At 27.7% G+C, this 19,713-nt stretch carries 23 protein-coding genes and 1 pseudogene; 19 read left to right on the forward strand and 5 right to left on the reverse strand.

What is annotated here, in order from left to right:
- Positions 1-14: 14 nt before the first annotated feature.
- Positions 15-944 (reverse strand): ribose-phosphate pyrophosphokinase, encoded by a 930-nt coding sequence (locus tag AVBRAN12642_RS06565; protein WP_214118527.1) that lies wholly within the window; start codon positions 942-944, stop codon positions 15-17.
- A 181-nt stretch (positions 945-1,125) separates the two neighbouring features.
- Here AVBRAN12642_RS06565 and AVBRAN12642_RS06570 point away from each other — a divergent pair, with 181 nt between their 5' ends.
- The 9 genes and pseudogenes from AVBRAN12642_RS06570 (at position 1,126) to AVBRAN12642_RS06605 (ending at position 8,227) form a co-directional block, all read left to right on the forward strand.
- Complete coding sequence (locus tag AVBRAN12642_RS06570; protein WP_336607527.1) at positions 1,126-2,790, forward strand: L-lactate permease; 1,665 nt, start codon at positions 1,126-1,128, stop codon at positions 2,788-2,790.
- Between the two features lie 2 nt (positions 2,791-2,792).
- Positions 2,793-3,734: a DMT family transporter gene (locus AVBRAN12642_RS06575; RefSeq protein WP_336607526.1), complete on the forward strand. Its 942-nt coding sequence runs from the start codon at positions 2,793-2,795 to the stop codon at positions 3,732-3,734.
- Complete coding sequence (gene kdsA, locus AVBRAN12642_RS06580; RefSeq protein ID WP_214120573.1) at positions 3,731-4,615, forward strand: 3-deoxy-8-phosphooctulonate synthase; 885 nt, start codon at positions 3,731-3,733, stop codon at positions 4,613-4,615. Before AVBRAN12642_RS06575 ends, kdsA begins: the two co-directional genes overlap by 4 nt.
- 2 nt (positions 4,616-4,617) lie before the next feature.
- Positions 4,618-5,088: a 6,7-dimethyl-8-ribityllumazine synthase gene (ribH, locus tag AVBRAN12642_RS06585; RefSeq protein WP_214118534.1), complete on the forward strand. Its 471-nt coding sequence runs from the start codon at positions 4,618-4,620 to the stop codon at positions 5,086-5,088.
- A complete protein-coding gene (gene nusB, locus AVBRAN12642_RS06590; RefSeq protein WP_214120575.1) occupies positions 5,078-5,464 on the forward strand; it encodes a transcription antitermination factor NusB in 387 nt (128 codons plus the stop codon). Before ribH ends, nusB begins: the two co-directional genes overlap by 11 nt.
- Before the next feature lie 150 nt (positions 5,465-5,614).
- Positions 5,615-5,707: pseudogene (ccoS, locus tag AVBRAN12642_RS09915) on the forward strand (cbb3-type cytochrome oxidase assembly protein CcoS); the annotation flags it as partial.
- 81 nt (positions 5,708-5,788) lie between these two features.
- On the forward strand, positions 5,789-6,298 hold the full coding sequence (locus AVBRAN12642_RS06595; RefSeq protein WP_442862365.1) for a D-glycero-alpha-D-manno-heptose-1,7-bisphosphate 7-phosphatase: 510 nt from the start codon (positions 5,789-5,791) through the stop codon (positions 6,296-6,298).
- Positions 6,295-7,674 carry a D-glycero-beta-D-manno-heptose 1-phosphate adenylyltransferase gene (gene rfaE2 / locus AVBRAN12642_RS06600; RefSeq protein ID WP_336607524.1) on the forward strand — a complete coding sequence of 460 codons (1,380 nt, stop codon included), beginning with the start codon at positions 6,295-6,297 and terminating at the stop codon, positions 7,672-7,674. The genes AVBRAN12642_RS06595 and rfaE2 overlap by 4 nt, the downstream gene beginning before the upstream one ends.
- Positions 7,664-8,227 (forward strand): D-sedoheptulose-7-phosphate isomerase, encoded by a 564-nt coding sequence (locus AVBRAN12642_RS06605; protein ID WP_214118550.1) that lies wholly within the window; start codon positions 7,664-7,666, stop codon positions 8,225-8,227. Before rfaE2 ends, AVBRAN12642_RS06605 begins: the two co-directional genes overlap by 11 nt.
- 16 nt (positions 8,228-8,243) lie before the next feature.
- On the opposite strand, the gene AVBRAN12642_RS06610 is transcribed toward AVBRAN12642_RS06605, so the two are convergent.
- Both AVBRAN12642_RS06610 and nusA read right to left on the reverse strand, forming a co-directional pair.
- Positions 8,244-9,227, reverse strand: a complete 984-nt coding sequence (locus AVBRAN12642_RS06610) for a pyridoxal phosphate-dependent aminotransferase (RefSeq protein ID WP_336607523.1) — start codon at positions 9,225-9,227, stop codon at positions 8,244-8,246.
- The gene (gene nusA, locus AVBRAN12642_RS06615; protein ID WP_214118554.1) at positions 9,224-10,318 is read right to left on the reverse strand and encodes a transcription termination factor NusA; all 1,095 of its coding nucleotides are present in this window, start codon (positions 10,316-10,318) and stop codon (positions 9,224-9,226) included. Before nusA ends, AVBRAN12642_RS06610 begins: the two co-directional genes overlap by 4 nt.
- Before the next feature lie 118 nt (positions 10,319-10,436).
- Here nusA and AVBRAN12642_RS06620 point away from each other — a divergent pair, with 118 nt between their 5' ends.
- Genes AVBRAN12642_RS06620 through AVBRAN12642_RS06645 form a run of 6 tightly spaced genes read left to right on the forward strand, consistent with a single transcriptional unit; the run spans position 10,437 to position 14,567 of the window.
- Positions 10,437-10,667: an HP0268 family nuclease gene (locus AVBRAN12642_RS06620; RefSeq protein ID WP_214118556.1), complete on the forward strand. Its 231-nt coding sequence runs from the start codon at positions 10,437-10,439 to the stop codon at positions 10,665-10,667.
- Positions 10,664-11,965: a tRNA (N6-isopentenyl adenosine(37)-C2)-methylthiotransferase MiaB gene (miaB, locus tag AVBRAN12642_RS06625; RefSeq protein ID WP_214120363.1), complete on the forward strand. Its 1,302-nt coding sequence runs from the start codon at positions 10,664-10,666 to the stop codon at positions 11,963-11,965. Before AVBRAN12642_RS06620 ends, miaB begins: the two co-directional genes overlap by 4 nt.
- Positions 11,946-12,581 carry a lysophospholipid acyltransferase family protein gene (locus AVBRAN12642_RS06630; protein WP_336607522.1) on the forward strand — a complete coding sequence of 212 codons (636 nt, stop codon included), beginning with the start codon at positions 11,946-11,948 and terminating at the stop codon, positions 12,579-12,581. Before miaB ends, AVBRAN12642_RS06630 begins: the two co-directional genes overlap by 20 nt.
- A complete protein-coding gene (locus tag AVBRAN12642_RS06635; RefSeq protein ID WP_214150354.1) occupies positions 12,574-13,545 on the forward strand; it encodes a hypothetical protein in 972 nt (323 codons plus the stop codon). The genes AVBRAN12642_RS06630 and AVBRAN12642_RS06635 overlap by 8 nt, the downstream gene beginning before the upstream one ends.
- Positions 13,535-14,056 carry a hypothetical protein gene (locus tag AVBRAN12642_RS06640; protein ID WP_336607521.1) on the forward strand — a complete coding sequence of 174 codons (522 nt, stop codon included), beginning with the start codon at positions 13,535-13,537 and terminating at the stop codon, positions 14,054-14,056. The genes AVBRAN12642_RS06635 and AVBRAN12642_RS06640 overlap by 11 nt, the downstream gene beginning before the upstream one ends.
- Complete coding sequence (locus tag AVBRAN12642_RS06645; RefSeq protein WP_214118565.1) at positions 14,049-14,567, forward strand: hypothetical protein; 519 nt, start codon at positions 14,049-14,051, stop codon at positions 14,565-14,567. Before AVBRAN12642_RS06640 ends, AVBRAN12642_RS06645 begins: the two co-directional genes overlap by 8 nt.
- 22 nt (positions 14,568-14,589) lie before the next feature.
- Here the strand turns inward: AVBRAN12642_RS06645 and AVBRAN12642_RS06650 are convergent, their stop codons facing one another.
- Entirely contained in the window at positions 14,590-15,222 is a 633-nt protein-coding gene (locus AVBRAN12642_RS06650) for a superoxide dismutase (protein ID WP_214150353.1), read from the reverse strand.
- A gap of 195 nt (positions 15,223-15,417) precedes the next feature.
- On the opposite strand from AVBRAN12642_RS06650, the gene AVBRAN12642_RS06655 reads away from it, so the two are divergent.
- Both AVBRAN12642_RS06655 and AVBRAN12642_RS06660 read left to right on the forward strand, forming a co-directional pair.
- Entirely contained in the window at positions 15,418-16,131 is a 714-nt protein-coding gene (locus AVBRAN12642_RS06655; protein WP_214120361.1) for a DUF4198 domain-containing protein, read from the forward strand.
- 77 nt (positions 16,132-16,208) lie between these two features.
- A complete protein-coding gene (locus AVBRAN12642_RS06660) occupies positions 16,209-16,682 on the forward strand; it encodes a thioredoxin domain-containing protein (RefSeq protein WP_336608145.1) in 474 nt (157 codons plus the stop codon).
- Here AVBRAN12642_RS06660 and AVBRAN12642_RS06665 read toward each other — a convergent pair.
- A complete protein-coding gene (locus tag AVBRAN12642_RS06665) occupies positions 16,679-17,182 on the reverse strand; it encodes a gluconokinase (RefSeq protein WP_336607519.1) in 504 nt (167 codons plus the stop codon). The genes AVBRAN12642_RS06660 and AVBRAN12642_RS06665 overlap by 4 nt on opposite strands.
- A gap of 82 nt (positions 17,183-17,264) precedes the next feature.
- On the opposite strand from AVBRAN12642_RS06665, the gene AVBRAN12642_RS06670 reads away from it, so the two are divergent.
- Both AVBRAN12642_RS06670 and AVBRAN12642_RS06675 read left to right on the forward strand, forming a co-directional pair.
- Positions 17,265-18,635 (forward strand): GntP family permease, encoded by a 1,371-nt coding sequence (locus AVBRAN12642_RS06670; protein WP_336608146.1) that lies wholly within the window; start codon positions 17,265-17,267, stop codon positions 18,633-18,635.
- Positions 18,636-18,873: 238 nt separating this feature from the next.
- The coding region (locus tag AVBRAN12642_RS06675; protein ID WP_336608147.1) for a molybdopterin-dependent oxidoreductase at positions 18,874-19,713 on the forward strand (840 nt) is incomplete at its 3' end.

The following is a 19,713-nucleotide window of genomic DNA, read 5'->3' on the forward strand; positions in this document are numbered from 1 at the left end:
TATGAAAAATTTAATTATGAAAATAAACCATTAACACTTTCATTATGATAAACACGGCGAATAACTTCTCCAAATAAAGGTGCAACACTTAAAACTGTTATTTTTTTACATTCTTTTGCTAGTGGTATAGTATCAGTTACTATTAATTCATCTAAAGCACCATTTTCTATTCTATCATAAGCAGCTCCACTTAAAACAGGATGAGTACAGCAAGCAATTACACTTTTAGCTCCTAATTTTTTAAACACTTCAGCAGCTTTAACAATAGTTCCTGCAGTATCAATCATATCATCAACTATAATTACATCTTTACCATTTACATCGCCAATTACATTCATAACTTCGCTTTCATTAGCTTTTTCACGGCGTTTATCAACAATAACAAGTTCTAAATCTAGTGCTTTCGCAACAGCTCTTGCACGAACAATTCCACCTGTATCAGGACTTGCAACTACTGCTTTACTTAAATCTCTTTGTTTTAAATGTTCGTTAAAAATAATACTCCCGTATAAATTATCAACAGGGATATTAAAAAATCCTTGAATTTGACCTGCATGTAAATCAATAGTAGCTACACGGCTAATTCCTGCAGTTTGCATTAAATCAGCTACTAATTTTGCACTAATTGGAACTCTAGGAGCTGCTTTTCTATCTTGTCTAGCATATCCAAAATAAGGAATTACAGCAGTGATTGAATTAGCTGAACTTCTTTTTAATGCGTCAGTTAATATTAATAATTCCATTAAATTATCATTCGCTGGTGCGCAAGTGCTTTGGATAATAAATACATCTTTACCACGCACACTTTCTCCAATTTGAACGCTAATTTCTCCATCACTAAAACGCTTAACTCCAGCATCGCTTAATTTACAATCTAATCTTTGAGCGACTTTATTGGCAAATTGAATATTTGCAGAACCCGAAAAAATGGTATAACCTCTCATAAAATAACCTTTCTAAATTAATAAAATGAGCTATTATATCTTAAAAAACTTATTTGTAAATTTGTTACAAAAAGTAACATATTGTTAAAAATATTACGATTATTCTTAATCTTGTTGTTATTATATGCTAAATTCAGCATTTAAAATTAAAATATTAAAATCTTATCACGAAAGGAAAATTATGGAATTTACACCTAATTTTAACCCACTTGGCAACATTTGGTTAAGTGCATTTGTAGCGTTTTTACCTATACTTTGCTTTTTTCTTTGCCTAGTGGTTTTTAAGACAAAAGGTTATGTGGCAGGTTTTTTAACCGTTGTTACAGCCATTCTTGTTGCAGTTTTTGCTTATAAAATGCCGTTAAATGCTGCATTTGCTAGTATTATAGTAGGCTTTACTACTGGTATTTGGCCTATTGCTTGGATTATAATAGCAGCTATTTTTCTTTATAAGCTTTCAATTAAATCAGGTCAATTTGAAGTAATTAAACAAAGTATTATGACAATTACGCCTGATCATCGTATTCAAGTAATCATCATTGGATTTTGTTTTGGAGCATTTTTAGAAGGCGCTATTGGATTTGGTGGCCCTGTTGCAATTACTGCTGCTTTACTTGTTGGTTTAGGTCTTAGACCATTACAAGCAGCTGGATATTGTATGATAGCAAACACAGCTCCTGTTGCATTTGGTGCTATTGGTATTCCAATTATTGCAATGGCTCAAGCTGTTGGAATACAACAACATGAAGTTGCTGCTATGGTTGGTAGAATTTTACCTCCGTTTAGTTTTTGTATTCCATTTTTTATAGTATTTTTAATGGATGGTATGAAAGGTATTAAAGAAACTTTTCCTATTGTATTTGTTGCAGCTATTTCTTTTGCTATAGCACAATTTTTATCAGCAAACTTCTTAGGTGCTGAATTACCTGATATTATTTCAGCTATTGTTTCTTTAGTAGCTACTGCTGTTGCTGCAAAAACATTTAAACTTAAAAATATTGTAAGATTTGATGATAAAAAAGATTTTAGCGATGTAAAAATTTTAAGCATCAAAGAAATTGTTTATGCTTGGTCACCTTTCTTATTGTTAATTGTATTTGTTGTTATATGGACTCAAGGTTGGTTTAAATCATTATTTGGAACTGATGCAGCTTTAGCATTTACAAATCTTAAATTATCATTTGCTAGTTTAGGTGATTTAGCAGTTATTAAACCATCACTTGTAGAAGGCGGAAAAGCAGGAACTCAACCTTTAGGACTAGGAATTCCGTTAATCAACACTCCAGGAACAGCTATTTTATTTGCTGCAATTGCAAGTATATATATTTTAAAAGTAAAAGCTAGTGATGCTAAAGTATGCTTTAATGATACTTTAAGAGAAATGGCGTTTCCTATTTTAACTATTGGTTTAGTTGTTGGTTTTGCAAAAATTACTGATTATAGTGGAGCTAGTGGAACATTAGGAATTGCATTATCACAAACTGGTGGAGCATTTACATTCTTCTCTCCTGTAATTGGTTGGATTGGAGTATTCTTAACAGGTTCTGATACAAGTGCAAACCTTTTATTTGGTTCTTTACAACAAGTTACAGCTCATCAATTAGGCTTTTCTGACACATTATTCCTAGCAGCAAATAGTGCAGGTGGTGTTGTTGGTAAAATGATATCTCCACAAAGTATTGCAGTTGCTTGTGCTGCTGTTGGCCTTGTAGGACGTGAGAGTGAGTTGTTTAAATACACAGTTAAATACTCAATAGCTATGATAATAATTATAGGAATTTGGGTAAGCTTAATTGCATATTTTATGCCTGGAATTATACCACCTAGTATTCCTTTAGCTAAATAATTATGCTTAGTTTAAAAAGGTTAATTAAAAAAAATCTAGGAATATATTTTATGGTTATTGCTAGTTTTGCATTTGCACTCATGGGGTGCTGTGCAAAACTACTTGCAAATACTATGCCTAGTGTAGAAATAATGTTTTTTAGAAATGTTATTGGAGTTATTTTTATAGCTTATTTGATTTATAAAATTCCACACAAAAAATCAGGTGGTAAATTCTCTTTATTGTTTTTTCGTGGTTTAATAGGAACTATTTCTTTATATTTTTTCTTTTATAATGTCGCTAATATTTCTTTAGGCGGTGCTTTTGCTTTTCAAAAAACAAATCCACTTTTTGTAGCATTAATTGCATTTTTGTTTTTTAAAGAGCAGTTAGGATTTAAAAGTATTTTATATTTATTATTAGCTTTTGGTGGTGTAATGTTAATAATTCAACCATTTGCACCTGAACATTTACATAGTGGTTTTGATATTAAAAACTCAATTTTAGGTGTTTTAAGTGGTTTAACAGCAGCGCTTGCTTTAACAAGTGCTAGGGAATTAGGAAAGTTTTACAATACTGAAGTTATAGCATCAAGTTTTTTTATACTAGGAACAATTTTACCTATATTATCTATGCTAGGCGGAGAGTATTTAAATGAGAGTATTATTAAGCATTTTGATTTTGCTTTTGCTACATTTGTAATGCCTGTTGGATATAAAATATGGACTTTAATTATTTTAATGGGCTCTTTATCGATTCTATACCAAATATATGTAACAAAAGCCTATAAAGCAGCTAAAAAGGCTGGGGTTGTAGCTGGAGTTGGATATATTGATGTTGTATTTACTTTATTTTTAGGAATACTTTTAGGAGATGATTTACCAAGTTTTGTAGTTTTAACAGGTATAATCTGCGTTTTAATAGGTGGTATAGGAATAAGTTTAAGTAAGGATAATAAAAAATGAGAAAAATAATATTATTTGCAGGACCTTGCGTTATAGAAAGTCCTGAAATTGTTACAGAAGTTGCAAAAAGATTAGAAAAAATTGCAAAACATCCACAAATTGATTTTTATTTTAAATCAAGTTTTGATAAAGCAAATCGCACAAGTTTAGATAGTTTTAGAGGACCTGGACTTGAAAAAGGTTTGCAGATTTTAGCTGATATAAAATCTAAATTTGGATATAAAATAATTACAGATATTCACGAGAGTTATCAAGCTGAAATTGCAGCTCAAGTTGTTGATACTCTACAAATTCCAGCTTTTTTATGCAGACAAACTGATTTATTAGTTGCAGCTGCTAAAACTAAAGCTATTATAAATATTAAAAAAGGTCAATTTTTAAATCCAAGTGATATGAAATATAGTGTAGCAAAAGTAGCACAGACTAGAGGGTATGATTATAAAACCAATGATGAAAGTTTTTTTGCTTGCTCTGATATTGGAGAATTATCATTTAAAGATTTAAAAGATGAAGATTTTTCAAAAGCTCATCAAATGGCAAGAGAAGCCGGTGTTTTAGCGGTTGAGCGTGGAACTAGTCTTGGATATGGGAATTTAGTTGTTGATATGAGATCTCTTAAAATTATGAGAAATTTCGCACCTGTTATATTTGATGCTACACATAGCGTTCAAATGCCTGGAGCAGCAGGTGGTAAGAGTGGTGGAGATAGCTCTTTTGTATTGCCTTTAGCAAGAGCTGCTGCTGGAGTTGGCGTTGATGGATTTTTCTTTGAAACACATTTTAATCCGTGTGAAGCTTTATGTGATGGACCTAATATGGTAGCTACTAGCAAATTAGAAGAGAAAATTAATTTATTATTGAAAATATTAAATAAGGAATAAGTATGAATATTATTGAAGGACAATTAAAATTAAATGGTAATGAGAAATTTGCCATAATAAACGCTAGATTTAATAGTTTTATAACTGATAAATTAGTTGAAGGTGCTAAAGATGCTTTTGTTCGTTTTGGTGGAAATGAAAAGAATTTAGATTTAATTTTAGTTCCTGGTGCTTTTGAATTACCTTATGCTTTAAAACAAGCAGTGAAGAAAAATTATGATGGAATAGTGGTTTTAGGTGCTGTTATTCGTGGAGATACCCCACATTTTGATTATGTATCAGCAGAATGCACTAAGGGTGTTGCAGCTATAACTTTAGCAAATGATACTCCAATTAGTTTTGGTGTTCTTACAACAAACACTACAGAGCAAGCTATGGATAGAGCAGGAATTAAAAGTGGCAATAAAGGTTATGAAGCTATGGTAACTACTATTGAAATGCTAAATTTACAAAGAGTTCAAAATGGCAACTAGACATCAAGCTAGAAAAACGGTTGTAAGTTTATTGTATTCATTTGATTATGTTCAAAATAGTGAGCATGTAAATGATTATTTAGAAGAGCATAAAATAAGAAATGCTATTCGTGAATGGGCTTTAGAATTATTTAACGGCGTTCAAGCAAATCTATTAAAAATAGATGAGTGTTTAAAAGGTATTTTAGAAAGCAATGAAGTTAGTAATTTAGGTGGTATGGAAAAAGCTATTTTAAGACTTGGTGTTTATGAATTGCTTTTTACAAAAACAGATAAAGCTGTTGTTATAAATGAAGCTATTGAACTAGCTAAAGAATATGCAAGTGATAATGCACCTAAGCTTATTAATGGTGTATTAGATAAAGTTAGAAATTAATTTTAAATTAGCTAATATTTTTTATATTAGCTAATTACTCGTTGAATATTTTAATGGATATTTTTATATTTTATTTTCCAAATTAAATTCCTAATAGTTTTATGATATTTATTAAAATAATCAAAAAGGATAAATATGGAAAATGTTTTAATGCTAATGATAGGGGTATCAATATTATTAGCTTTTATAGTAATCATTGCCTTTATTTGGGGTTTTAAAAATAAACAATTTACCGAAAATAATGGCTTTTTAGAATTAAATGATAGTGAAGAAGCATTAAATGATGCAATTATTTTAGAACAAAGAAAAATGGAATTAAAAAATATGAAAAAGGCTTTATTTTTAGATAGAGATGGAGTAATTAATAAGGATTTTTCTTATGTTTATGAATTAGAAAAATTAGTATTTATACCTAATATTTTTGAGATAGTTAAATTCTTTCAAGATAAAGATTATTTGATTTTTATAATTACAAATCAAAGTGGAGTAGGGCGTGGGTATTTTACAAAAGAGCAAATGGATATTTTTAACGAAGCTATTTTAAATGAGTTTAAAAATCATAAAATTAATATAAGTAAAATTTATTCTTGTTTGCATATACCTAGTGATAATTGTGAATGTAGAAAACCAAAAGCTGGTCTTATTTTACAAGCAGCTAAAGAATTTAATTTAGATTTATTTAATTCAATTTTTATAGGCGATAAAGTAAGTGATATGCAAGCGGCTATAAATGCAAATATTAATAATCGTTATTTGTTTAATGAAGATTTAAAAGAATTTGAATATTGTAAAAAAGTGAATAATTTATTAGATATAAAAAAGGACTATGAATGAAAAATATTAAAGCTTTAGTAATTGGAGATTTAATACACGATATTTATGTTTTCGCAAATTGCACTAGAATTAGTCCAGAAGCACCAGTTCCAGTAATCACTCCTAAAAGTGAGAAAAAAGTCTTAGGTGGTATGGCAAATGTTGCTAATAATCTTGCAAAATTAGGTGCAAATGTTAGTATTTTAAGTGTTATTGGAGATGATGATAGTGCTAGATTTATTGAAAGTGAATTGCAAAAACAAAATATAACTTGCCATATAATTAAGCAAAAAGATAGAAAAACTTCTACAAAAACTCGTATTTTTGGCTCAAATCAGCAAATAGTTAGAATAGATGTAGAAAGCACAGAGCAAATTAGCGATAAATTAGCTGATGAATTATTTGATAAAATACGCAATGATAAATATGATGTAATTATTTTTAGTGATTACGATAAAGGAGTTGTTAGTCCTTATTTAGCACAAAAAATAATTAAATTTGCAAAAGATAGTAATACTTTAAGTCTAGCAGACCCTAAGAAAGATTTTTATAAGTTTAAAGGCATAGATTTAATAACACCTAATTACAAAGAAGCTTGTGAATTTTTAGGTAATTTTAATGAATATGATGATGATATATTATTAAAATCATTAGAAAAATTACAAAAAGAATTGGATTTAAAAATACCATTAATTACTTTAGGTAGCAATGGAATTGCTGCTGTTTATGATAATAAATTAAATCGCCATTATGCTTTAGCTAAAGAAGTTTTTGATGTAACCGGTGCTGGAGATAGCGTGATTTCATCATTATCATTTTTCTTAGCGAATGATTTTAATATTAGTAAAAGCATAGATTTAGCTAATAAAGCTGCTGCTATTGTTGTAGGTAAGATAGGGGCTGTTAGCGTAGGGCTTGATGAGATTATAAATTTTGATAATGAATTTTATAAATTTAAAAATATAGATGAGATTAAACAACTTAGTAAAGGTAAAAAAATAGTTTTTACCAATGGCTGTTTTGATATTTTGCATTACGGGCATCTTAGTTATTTAAGAGCAGCTAAGGAGTTAGGAGATATTTTAGTTGTTGGTTTAAATTCTGATGAAAGTATTAAGAGATTAAAAGGTGAAAATAGACCAATTAATAATATAATGACTAGAAAAGCTATGATGTGTGCTTTAGAATTTGTAGATTATGTTTGTGAATTTAGTGAAGATACGCCAATTAATTTAATTAAAACTTTAGAGCCTGATATATTGGTAAAAGGTGCTGATTATGAAGGAAAAGAAGTTGTTGGCTCATCATATGCAAAAGAAGTAAAATTAATAGAATTTAAAACAGGATATTCAACCACAAATATTATAGAAAAAATAAAGGAGTTATATGTTAAATAAATTAAAAAATGAGTTAAACGAGCACAAAAAAGCTTATGATAATATTAATGAAGAGTATTTAAAAGATATTATTCAAGTAGCTGATATTATAAAAAAAGCTTTGGAAAATGGTAAAAAATTATTGATTTTTGGCAATGGTGGTAGTGCTGCAGATGCTCAACATTTTGCAGCCGAACTTAGTGGAAGATATAAATGTGAGCGTAATGGTCTTAGTGCTATTGCACTTAGCACAGATACTTCAGCACTAACTGCAATCGGTAATGATTATGGCTATGAATATGTGTTTAGTAGGCAAGTAAATGCTATTGCTAAAAGTGAAGATATAGTGTTTGGTATAAGCACTAGCGGGACTAGTAAAAATGTTATTTTAGCACTTGAAGAAGCTAGAAAAATTGGTTGCAAATGCGTTTTATTGGCTAGTGAAAAATTAGAAAATAGTCCGTATTTTGCCCTAAAAGCACCTAGTAAGGATACGCCAAGAATACAAGAAATTCATATTTTCACAATACATTGTATTTGTGAAATACTGGATAATTATTTTAAAGATAAATAAAGTTTGAGCTTAAAGCTCAAACTAAATTATGATTTTTAGCTAGCCTTAATGCTTTTGTAAATTCTTTTAATTGTTTAATATTTCCTATGCTAATTCTATTTAATAAAGGATAATTATCTATAGCTCTTCCAACTATTATCCCGCATTCTTTCATAAAATCAGCGTATTTTGTGCTTTTAATTTCGTGTAAAATAAAGTTAGTATGAGATTTAAAATATTTTATATTTAAAGTTTCAAATTCATTTTCTAATAAAGCTTTATTATCGTTAATAATTTTTCTTGTAGTTTTTACAAAGTTATTTTGTTTTAGGGCAAAAATCGCACACTCTAAAGCAAAAGCATTAATAGCATCAGGACTAAAAAAATCTTTTAAAATCGTTATTAATTTATTATGAGCTATCCCATATCCAACTCTTAAACCTGCTAATGAATACATTTTAGAAAATGTTCTAATATGTAAAATATTTGGATTTTTTGCAAATTCTAAACTATAAAAATCATCAGCAAATTCACAATAAGCCTCATCTAAAAGCATATATACATTATCTTTACAAATTGAGTTTAATTCATTTAAATCTTTCTTGCTTAGCATTAGGCCTGTTGGATTGTTTGGATTTACAATATAGATTATATTTATTTTATTTGGGATTATTTTTATTTTATTTATATCAAAATTAAACTCACTATCTAAATAAAACCCATCAATACTATAACCTATATTTTTAGCATAATAAAGTGTTAAGTCAAAAGTAGGTAATGGTGATATTAAATGAACATTGGAATTTGAATATTTATAAAATGCTAAAAGGCTCATATAAATAACATTACTTGAGCCATTACCTAGAACAAAATTATCACTTTTTAAATTATAAAAATTAGCTAATTCATCTAATAATTTATAATTTTTATCAAAAGAATACTTATTAAATTCAATACTATTAATTATTTCTTTAATATCTAAAGTATTACAAGTATTTTCGTTTTTGCTTAAATCAATCATATATTTTTAAATAGATTTTCAAGATTTGCTTTTGCTTCTTCTGAGCTTATATGATTTTCTGCTTCAGTGCCAACTTCAATTAATTCAATATTAAGCCCTGTTAGCATATTGCATAACCTAATATTAATTCCTTGCTTACCTATAGCTTTACTTTTTTGGTCGTGATTTATTACAACCTTAGCTATGTCGTTATCAATCGTAACTGAATTAATAATTGCAGGTGCTAAAGCACGAGAAACTACAATAGCTTGTTCGTTAGAATACTCTATACAATCTATATTTTCGCCATTTAATTCTTTACTAATAGCATTAATTCTAACACCTTTTGTTCCAACGCTAGCACCTACAGCGTCAATATTGATTGAGTTAGCTTTTAATAAAACTTTAGCTCTTTCACCAGGAATTCTAGCGCAATTAATAATTTCTATAGCACCATCTTTAATCTCTGGAACTTCAAGCATTAAAAGTGCATTTAAAAATTTAGGAGAAGTTCTTGAAATTTCAACCTTTAAGCCTAATTTTTTATCAACACTAACTTTTCTAATAACAGCTTTTAATACATCACCAACTTTAAATTTTTCGCCTTTTATACGATTTTTTCTAGGTAATACTGCTCTAATTTCATCAAATTCTATGAAAGTATTTTCATCATTATCAACAAATACTACCGTTCCAAAAATTAATCTATCAACCATACTTTGGTATTTTTCAAATAATTTTTCTTCTACAAGTCTTTGCACATTATATTCTAATTCTTTATAAAGCCAATTTATTGCAGTTCTATCAAGATTTGCAAAAGATATTTCATATTTTAAAGTATCTCCGATTTCTACTTCACTTGATTCTAATTTTGCTTTATCAAGGCTAATATATTTACTTTCATTATTAGCTAACTCATCATTATTTGCAACAACTACTAGATTTTGATATACACAAAGAGTTTTTTTAACATCTACACTAAATTCTTTATCATCACCAAAAAGTCTTTTAGCAGTATTTGTAATAGCTTTTACTACACGCTCACTTACTTCTTCTATTGGCAATGATTTCTCATTCGCAATTGATTCTATTATATCTACTATTCTTTCCAAGATTTTACCTTTAATTGAAGTTTGAAGACTATTATTATATAAAAAATAACTTTTAATAAGTTTAATGAAAGAACTTTTTGTTATTATTTTATTTTTTTAATTTAAAAAAGGATATGAGATGAAATTTAAATTAGCAAAACAAACTTTAAATTCAAAACCAAAAGAAGTTACTATTGAAGAAGTTATAAAAATACTTGAAGAAAAAAAGGTTATATTTTTAGACCATTCAAATTCTAGTGAAGATATTACAAAATTAGTTGAAAAATTAAATAATTTTAAGGTATATGTAAATACGGTTAAATATGGTTTAGTAGAAGATGAATTTATTTATGAGGTACATATACTTTGAGTAAAAAATTATATATAGAAACTTTAGGCTGTGCAATGAATGTTCGCGATAGTGAGCGTATGATTGCAGAGCTTACCACTAAAGAAGGTTATGAAGTAACTACAGATAAAAAAGAAGCTGATTTAATATTAATAAATACTTGTAGTGTGCGTGAAAAACCAGTCCATAAGCTTTTTAGTGAAGTAGGTGGTTTTTTAAAAGAGAAAAAAGAAGGAGCAAAAATAGGCGTTTGTGGTTGCACAGCTTCTCATTTAGGTAGCGAGATTTTTAAGCGTGCTCCACAAGTTGATTTTGTGTTAGGTGCAAGAAATATTAGCCGTATAACAGAAGCAATTAAAACTCCAAAATTTATAAGTAATGATATAAATTACGATGAAAGCGATTTTGCTTTTGCTGATTTTAGAAATAGTATTTATAAAAGCTATGTAAATATTATGATAGGTTGTGATAAGCATTGTGCTTATTGTATCGTCCCACACACTCGTGGTGATGAGCTAAGCATTCCAAAAAATATTATTTTAAATGAAGTAAAAAAAGCCGTTAGTAACGGAGCTAGTGAAGTATTTTTGCTAGGACAAAATGTAAATAATTATGGTAAAAGATTTTCAAGTAACCATCCTAAAATGGATTTTTCAGACCTTTTAAATGAGATTAGCGAGGTTGATGGGCTTGAAAGGATTAGATTCACTAGCCCACACCCACTTCATATGGATGATAAGTTTTTAGAAACTTTTGCAAAAAATCCTAAAATTTGTAAAAGTATGCATATGCCTTTACAAAGTGGTAGCACAAGTATTTTAAAAGCTATGAAGCGTGGTTATACTAGAGAATGGTTTATAAATAGGGCTTTAAAATTAAGAGAATTAGTTCCAAGTGCTAGCATATCAACAGATATTATCGTGGCATTTCCTGGTGAGAGCGATGAAGATTTTGAATTAACACTTGATGTAATGAGAAAAATTAGATTTGAGCAAATTTTTTCATTTAAGTATTCTAAAAGACCACTAACACCTGCAGCAACAATGCCAAATCAAATTCCTGAAAATATAGCAAGTGCAAGGCTAACTAAATTACAAAGTTTATACAATGAAATTTTAGATGAGATTAGTGCAGCACAATTAAATAAAACTTATAAAGTATATTTTGAAGAATTAAGAGAAAATCAAACTATAGCAGGAAGAAGTGATAATAATTTCTTAATAGTTGTAAATGGTAGCGAAGAATTGCTTGGAAAAATGGTTGATGTAAAGATTACAAAGACTTCTAGGACAACCCTTTATGGCGAAATACAAAGTTAAAATTTTAGCTTTTATAATATTTATACTTTTAAATATTATTTATTTAACTTGTAAAAAAAGATTTTATGGAGAAAAAACTTTACCTAAAGAGCCTTGCATAGTACTTTTTTGGCATGGAAAACTTACTATGATGGCTTTTATTTTTGCTTATATGAAGAAAAATGGTTATAAAAAAAAGCCTTATGTATTAATAAGTAATCACAAAGATGGAGAATTGATTGCTAGTGTTATGAAATACTTTAATATAAATGCTGTTAGGGGTAGCACTTATGATTCTCCAGTTAAAGCATTGCTTGAAATTAAAAATCTTTTAGGACAAGGTCATGATGTATATATTACTCCTGATGGACCTAGAGGGCCTTATCATAGCATTTCAGCAGGTTCTTATAAAATAGCTTTAAAATATAAAATTCCTACGATTATTTTTGATAATGCTGCAAGTAGATTTTATAGGGCTAAAAGTTGGGATAAGATGATTTTAGCTAAGCCATTTTCTACAATTGCTTATATTATTTCAAAACCGATATTATTAGATGAAGAAAATTCTGTTAATTTAATAAATAAGGAATTTAATAAACTAGAGCTTAAATTAAATGAAGAAGGTTTTTATGTTTAATATAAGAAAATACCTATCAACTATTTTTATTAATTTAGTAATTAAGGATAAAAGTTGTAGTATAGAAGCTTATTCTGTTAAAAATGAAAAAATTATTAAAATTCATCAAAGAACTTTTATTGAAGAAGATAAAAATAAATTACTAAAATATATAAAAACCTTAATTGATAATCATTATTTTACTTATGTTTCACTTTTATTTACTAGTATCGGTCAAGGAATGGTGCCGACAATCAATAAAACAGATTTACAAAAATTTGGTGTTGATAGTAGTGCTGTTAGTTTAAAAATCTTTGATAACTCGTTTTTGTATGCGGCTAAAACTGAATTAATCAATGCTGATATTGTTTTTGATGAATTGCAAGTGGATTTAATTTATTCTCCTTTTAGCATATTGTTTAAACTAATTCAAGATAAAAAATCAGATGGTTTTGTATTTGATGGCATAAGTTTATTTGTGTTAAAATACGGAGAATTTATTACTTTAATGATTTATGATGGTAAAAAATTTAAATTTGGTAGTTATTTTGAGCTTAAAATCAACAAAGATAATGAAGAAGACCATCAATCTTTAGAATTAGAAGAAGAAATTGAATTAGATAGCAATAACGATACATTAGAAGAACTTGATTTTGATGAATTTGATAATGTAAAGGTTGATGATAATTTTGATTTAGGAGCTGATTTAAATTCTGATTTGAATGAAAATTTACAATCATTTAGCTTGGATATGCAAATATTTGAATATATAAATAGTGCGATTAAAGAATTTTATAATAACAATATTTATGATAGTGATTTTATTAATAATATTATTATATTTGAACACGAAAAAAGCTCTAAAGCTATGCATTCTTATATTGAAAGTGAATTATTAATAAAGCCTATTGTATATACAATTGATATATTTAAGGAAATGTTAAAATTAAGCAGTAATGATTTAGGAGCAAAAATTGATATATAGTCTTAAAAATGCTGAACAAAAACCTATATTAAATAAATTTAATAAATTATGCTTTTATTTTTTAATCTTCATTATTTTTGTAATTATATTTTTTGCTGTATTTATAAAAATAAAACAAGAATTAGCATATAGCGACGCACAACAAGCCAAAGAAAATAGTGATAAAATGATAGAATTAATAGGAAGAAATAGGAATGAAATTATTTTAAATAAAGAATATATAGCTTTAGTAAGTGATATACAAGCTTCTAATATAAATTTAAAAAAGAGTATAAAAAATTTATTTGACTTAGTTCCTGATAGTATAGTTTTAAATGAAGTTCTAATGGAGCAAAAAAGCTTATTGATTAAAGGAATTACTCCAACAAAAGAAATTTATAATAATTTATTACAAACACCGCTTCAAAGTATTTTTGAAACATCAAAAACTAATTTTATACAATTAAATTCTGGTTGGTATAACTTTGTAAGCATTAACACTATTGAAAATTCTGAGGGTTTTAATGAATAAAGATAATAGTATGAGTAAAATTGATATAGTAAAGTTGCTATTATGGTTGAGTATATTTTTGATTACTATTTTTACCCTTAGTGCTTTGCTTATAATCCCAAGTGTAAATAAATTAAAAGTTGCAAATGAAGTTTTAAGCTCTTCAAATTCAAAATTTCAGCAAAATAAAGCAAAAAATGAAAGTATTGAAAGACAATTAAATGATTATTTATCAGAGAATAAAACCAATTTAGCAAAAATTCATAATGAATTTGATATTGAAAAATTTAAAAATCATTGCAAGACTTTTTTTGATGAAGTGAATTTAGATAAGAATTTAGATTTTAGCGAAGATTATGTAAGCTATCAGTTATCAGTAAGCACAAAAATAACAAGTCCAACTATTTTTTATGATTTCATAGATTCTTTAGATAATTTTCCAAATATTTTACGAGTTCATTTCCCAATAGTTTTAAAATCTGATAAGAATTTGATAAAAGCACAATTTAACATTCAAGTATATAAAAGATAAGCCTACAAAAGTAGGCTAAGAATTATTTATGCAATTCATTTGCATAGAATTTAACAGAATTAAAGCCTTCTTTTAAAGCCCATTCGTAAGCACTTGATACAAATTCCCAATTAATATGCTTATAAAAACCTTCAAGGTAAGCTGCTCTTGCATTTCTGTGGTCAATATAATAAGCGTGTTCCCAAACATCAACAACTAATAAAGGAATTAATTTATCTGTAATTGGAGTTGCTGCATTGCTTGTTTTTACTAATTCAAGTTTTTTACTTGTAGTATTATACACAAGCCAAAACCATCCACTACCAAATAAGCCTGTAGCACCTTTTATAAATTCATCTTTAAAGTTTGAACAGGTTCCAAAAGCTTCGTTAATTGCTTTTTCTAATTCAGCACTCATTTTGCTTTCTTTTGGACTAATGCAGTCAAAATAAAAATCGTGATTATAAACTTGTGCAGCATTATTAAAAACACCATCTTTAGAAGTTAAGATAATATCAACTAAATCTTTTTTTTCAAATTCTGTTCCAGCAATCAAATTGTTAAGATTATTAACATAAGTTTGATGATGTTTACCATAGTGATAATTGAAAGTTTCTTCAGTTAAAAAACCTGAAAACGCATTTGTTGCATAATTTAATGTTCTTAATTTAAACATCTTTTCTCCTTAATTTTAAAATTTGTATTAAAAATATATCAAAAAAAAGATAATATTTATCTTATTTAAAATCCTTTTTTATTTGTAAAAAATATATTTATTAAAGAAAATTAAAATTATTATCAAATTAAGAAAAAATTAATAAATAATTCATATAATAATCAATATCAAATTAATTTAAAAAAAGGATATATTATGAAGTTAAGTAAAATTACATTAGCTAGTATTTTTGTTGCAAGTTCTGCATTTGCTCATCAATTTTTTCCAATGAAAACAGATGATGGTTATAAGGTTGGATTTTGGGCTGATGATCATTGGGGTCAATTTCAAAGCGATAGAATATTTGGTGTAAGTGCAAAAGATTCTAAGGGTAAAAAGCTTAAAGCCGGATATGATTATTTAAATAATAAAATCTTTATAGAAGGTAATCCATCAGTAGCTAGTGTAAATTATGATTTTGGTTATTACACTTTTACAAAAGATGGCAAACATTATTCTCAAGCTAGAAATGAAATTACCGACATTACAGGTGCAAATGAAGTAACTCAAACTAGAAAAATATTTAAAATGGGTAAAAGTATATTCGCTTGGGACGAAGCATCAAGTAAGCCTTTAGGGTTAAAGTTTGAAATAATTCCATTAGAAAATCCACTAGACAAAAAAGTAGGGGATAAATTAAAAGTTCAAGTATTATTAGATGGAAAACCTATTAGTGGGGTTGAATTTGAAGACCAAAATGATGATATAGATGATATTACAACCGATGAAAAAGGTATTGCAACTTTAACTCTTAGCAAACCTCAAGATGGCTTACAAATTATTGCGGCTGGTATAAAATTGCCTTATAATCTTGATAGATACGGAGATACTTTACAGCTTACTGCTACTTTAAGTTTTAAATCTAAATAAATTATTTAATCTCTAATTTTTATTAGGGATTAAAAATATTGTTTTAAAATACCAAAATTAAATTTAAAGGTTTTATCATGAGACTTAAGGTCTTTTTTGCTTTATTAATTGCGGCATTTGGTATTTTGTATTTTTATTACAATAAGGGAACTTATAGCAACACTAATGGTTTTGAGCTAGAATATATTGATAACAATATAATAAAAGAATATAAATCTTATATTTTGCTTAATTTTTGTAATAAAAGTAATTCTTCTTGTATTCAGTTTCAGCCTATTTTAAAATCAGTTTATGATGAATTAGCAGACCCTAATATAAAAATTTTCAATATAGATATATTTGAAAATCCCGAGCTTTTAAATGTTTTTCCAATTTCACTTATACCTATACAATTTTTCTACACTCAAGAAGGAGAAAATTTCAAACCAAATTCAAGTGTTGGTATGAAATTTAAAGAAATGAAATTTAATAATGAAACCTATTATTTTCATATTGGTATTTTAAGTCAAGAAGAAATAATATCTGTTTTTAAAGAAATGCAAAATAATTAAAATTCTTCTAAACGATTTAAAGCTTCTTCCACAATTTCTCCAATAGGTGGGGTAATATCAATATTTATTACTAAATCTTCATTGTGTGGAAATTCTAATGTTGAAAATTGAGAATCAATCATATTTTCTTTCATATAATGACCGCTTCTTTTACTCATTCTTTGCATTATTAATTCTTTTGAGCCGTGTAAATGAATAAAGATAATTTTACCAGATTGTCTTATTTTATCTCTATATTGTTTTTTTAATGCAGAACAAGCTATGACACAAGAGCGATTTCTTCTTGAAATTGAGTAAAATACATCAGCAATTCTTTCAAGCCAAGGTTCTCTATCTAAATCATTTAATGGATTTCCACTTTGCATTTTTTCTATATTTGCTCTTGGGTGTAAATCATCTCCATCTATAAAACTTGCTCCTAAACTATTTGCAATCATAGCACCTATTGTGCTTTTGCCACAACCGCAAACTCCCATTACAACAATATTATAATGTTTCATTAATTATCCTTTTTTATAAAAATCTTGCTATTTTTAACCTATTTTTCTTAATATTACATAAATTCAAATAAAAGGAGAAATAATGCAAGAGCTTAGTGCTTCTTACTTATTATGTGTTGCCGCAGTTGCGGTTGTTTTATTATTATTTATGATTATGAAATTAAAAATTCACGCTTTCATATCATTAATAATAATAAGTTTTTTAACTTCTTTAGCAGCCAATACGCCGCTTGATAAAATTTTAGGAGTAATGCTTGGTGGTTTTGGTTCAACTTTAGCAAGTGTTGCTTTATTAGTTGGTATTGGTGCTATGATAGGTAAAATTTTAGAAGTTTCTGGTGGAGCTCAAGTTTTAGCTGATACTTTAATTGAGTTTTTTGGGGTGCAAAGAGCTCCATTTGCACTAGGTTTAGCTTCATTGATTTTTGCTTTCCCTATATTTTTTGATGCAGGGTTAATTGTAATGTTGCCTGTTATATTAAGCGTAGCTCATAAATTAAAAGGTTCTGTTTTAACTTATGCACTTCCTTCAGTTGGTGCGTTTTCTGTAATGCATGTTTTCTTACCACCACACCCAGGTCCAGTTGCAGCAGCAGCTACAATAGACGCTAATGTTGGTTGGGTTTTAATATTAGGACTTATTATTGGTCTTCCTACTTGGTATTTTAGCTCTTATTTATTTGGGCTTTATTCTGGTAAAAAAATGTATTTTAAAGCACCAGATTTATTTGAAGATGAAAAAATAGAAATTAAACATAAACCTAAATTCTTAACCGTAATATTTATATTATTAACCCCTGTAGTATTGATTTTTATAAGTGCAATTATCTCATCTATGCAAAAATTAGAAATAATCGCAAAAAATGATATATATTTTAATGTTTTAAATCTAATAGGTCAAACTCCAATCGCTCTTATGATTACTTTAATAATTTGTATTATTGTATTTAATAAGAGTTTAGGTGCTAAAAATCTTGAAAAATATTGTGAAAAAGCTCTTCCTGCAATTTGTTCTGTAGTGCTTGTAACCGGTGCAGGCGGTATGTTTGGCGGTGTTTTAAGAGCTAGTGGAATAGGTGATGCGTTGGCTGGAACTTTAGCTAATTTAGGCGTTCCTGTTATTTTAGCTGGTTTTATAATAGCAGCAATTATTAGAATTGCTCAAGGTTCAGCTACTGTTGCACTTACTACAACAGCTGGTTTAATGGCACCAATTATTGCAGTAAATACATCAATTGCAGAATTTGATAAAGTTGCTATCGTTTTAGCAATAGCTTGTGGTAGTGTTGTTTGCTCTCATTTTAACGATTCTGGATTTTGGCTTGTAAAAGGCTTATTTGGTTTAGATGAAAAAACAACTCTTAAAACTTGGACTATGCTAGAAACTTTAATAGGTGTTATAGGTTTTGTATTAATACTTATAATTTTAGCTTTATTTAATCTTATATTTTAGTGTTTTTACTTTGGAATTTAAAATTATATTTTAAATTCCATTTTTAATTAATTCTTCTTAAATAATATAGTTTTCATTATATTTACATATTATTCCTTTTTGCTATTGGGGGGGGGTATTTAATATCTATATCATAATTAAGAATATATTATTCCATTTACTTAATTCTTAAATTATTTTATTATAATTTTATCTAACTTATAAAATTAAGTTTTATTTAAATTTTTAAGGAGAATTTATGGAAAAGTTATCTCGTAGAAGCTTTTTAAAAGGTGCAGCAGGAGTAGCAGCTAGTGCGTCAAGTTTAGGTGCTGTTGATTTTATTGGTGAAAACGCTATTCCTAAAATAGATGAAAGCTTAATTAGTGCTTCACATTTTGGAGCTTATCATCCTATTATTAGAAGTAGCAAAGTTGAAGGATTTAAGGCTTTTAATGGGGATTTTAAACCAACAACTCTTATGAATGGTGTAGTAAATAGAGTATATTCACAAGATAGAATTAAAAACCCAAGTGTTAGAAAAAGTGTTTTAGAAAAAGGATTTGAAAAAGCTCCTAAAAACTTAAGGGGTAAAGAAGAATTTGTTGAGATTACTTGGGAAAAAGCTTATGAATTAGTAGCTAATGAGCTTAAAAGAGTTTATGAAAAATATGGCTCTAATGCTGTTTATGGCGGTAGTTATGGTTGGTTTTGTGTTGGAAGCGTTAATAACCCACAAAGCTTACTTGGAAGAATGTTAAATATAGCAGGAGGTTGTACTACTAGAACTCTTACATACTCAACTCATTGTATTCGTGCAATTACTCCCTATATTAGTGGTGTTGATGAATCAAGTGCTAAGCAAACTTCTTGGGACAATGTATTAGAGCATTCAAAAGTGGTTGTTTTATGGTCAAATGATATGATTAATACAAATCAAATTGCTTGGGGTGTGCCATTACATGAAACTTACCCTTATTTAGAAAAATTACAAGCATTAGTTAAAGATGGAAAAATAAAAGTAATTAATATTGACCCAGTATATAATGATACAGCAAGATTTTTAGATGCAGAACAAGTATTTATTAATCCTACAACT

The sequence above is a fragment of the Campylobacter sp. RM12642 genome, from assembly GCF_020137635.1.
Classification (GTDB): Bacteria; Campylobacterota; Campylobacteria; order Campylobacterales; family Campylobacteraceae; genus Campylobacter_E.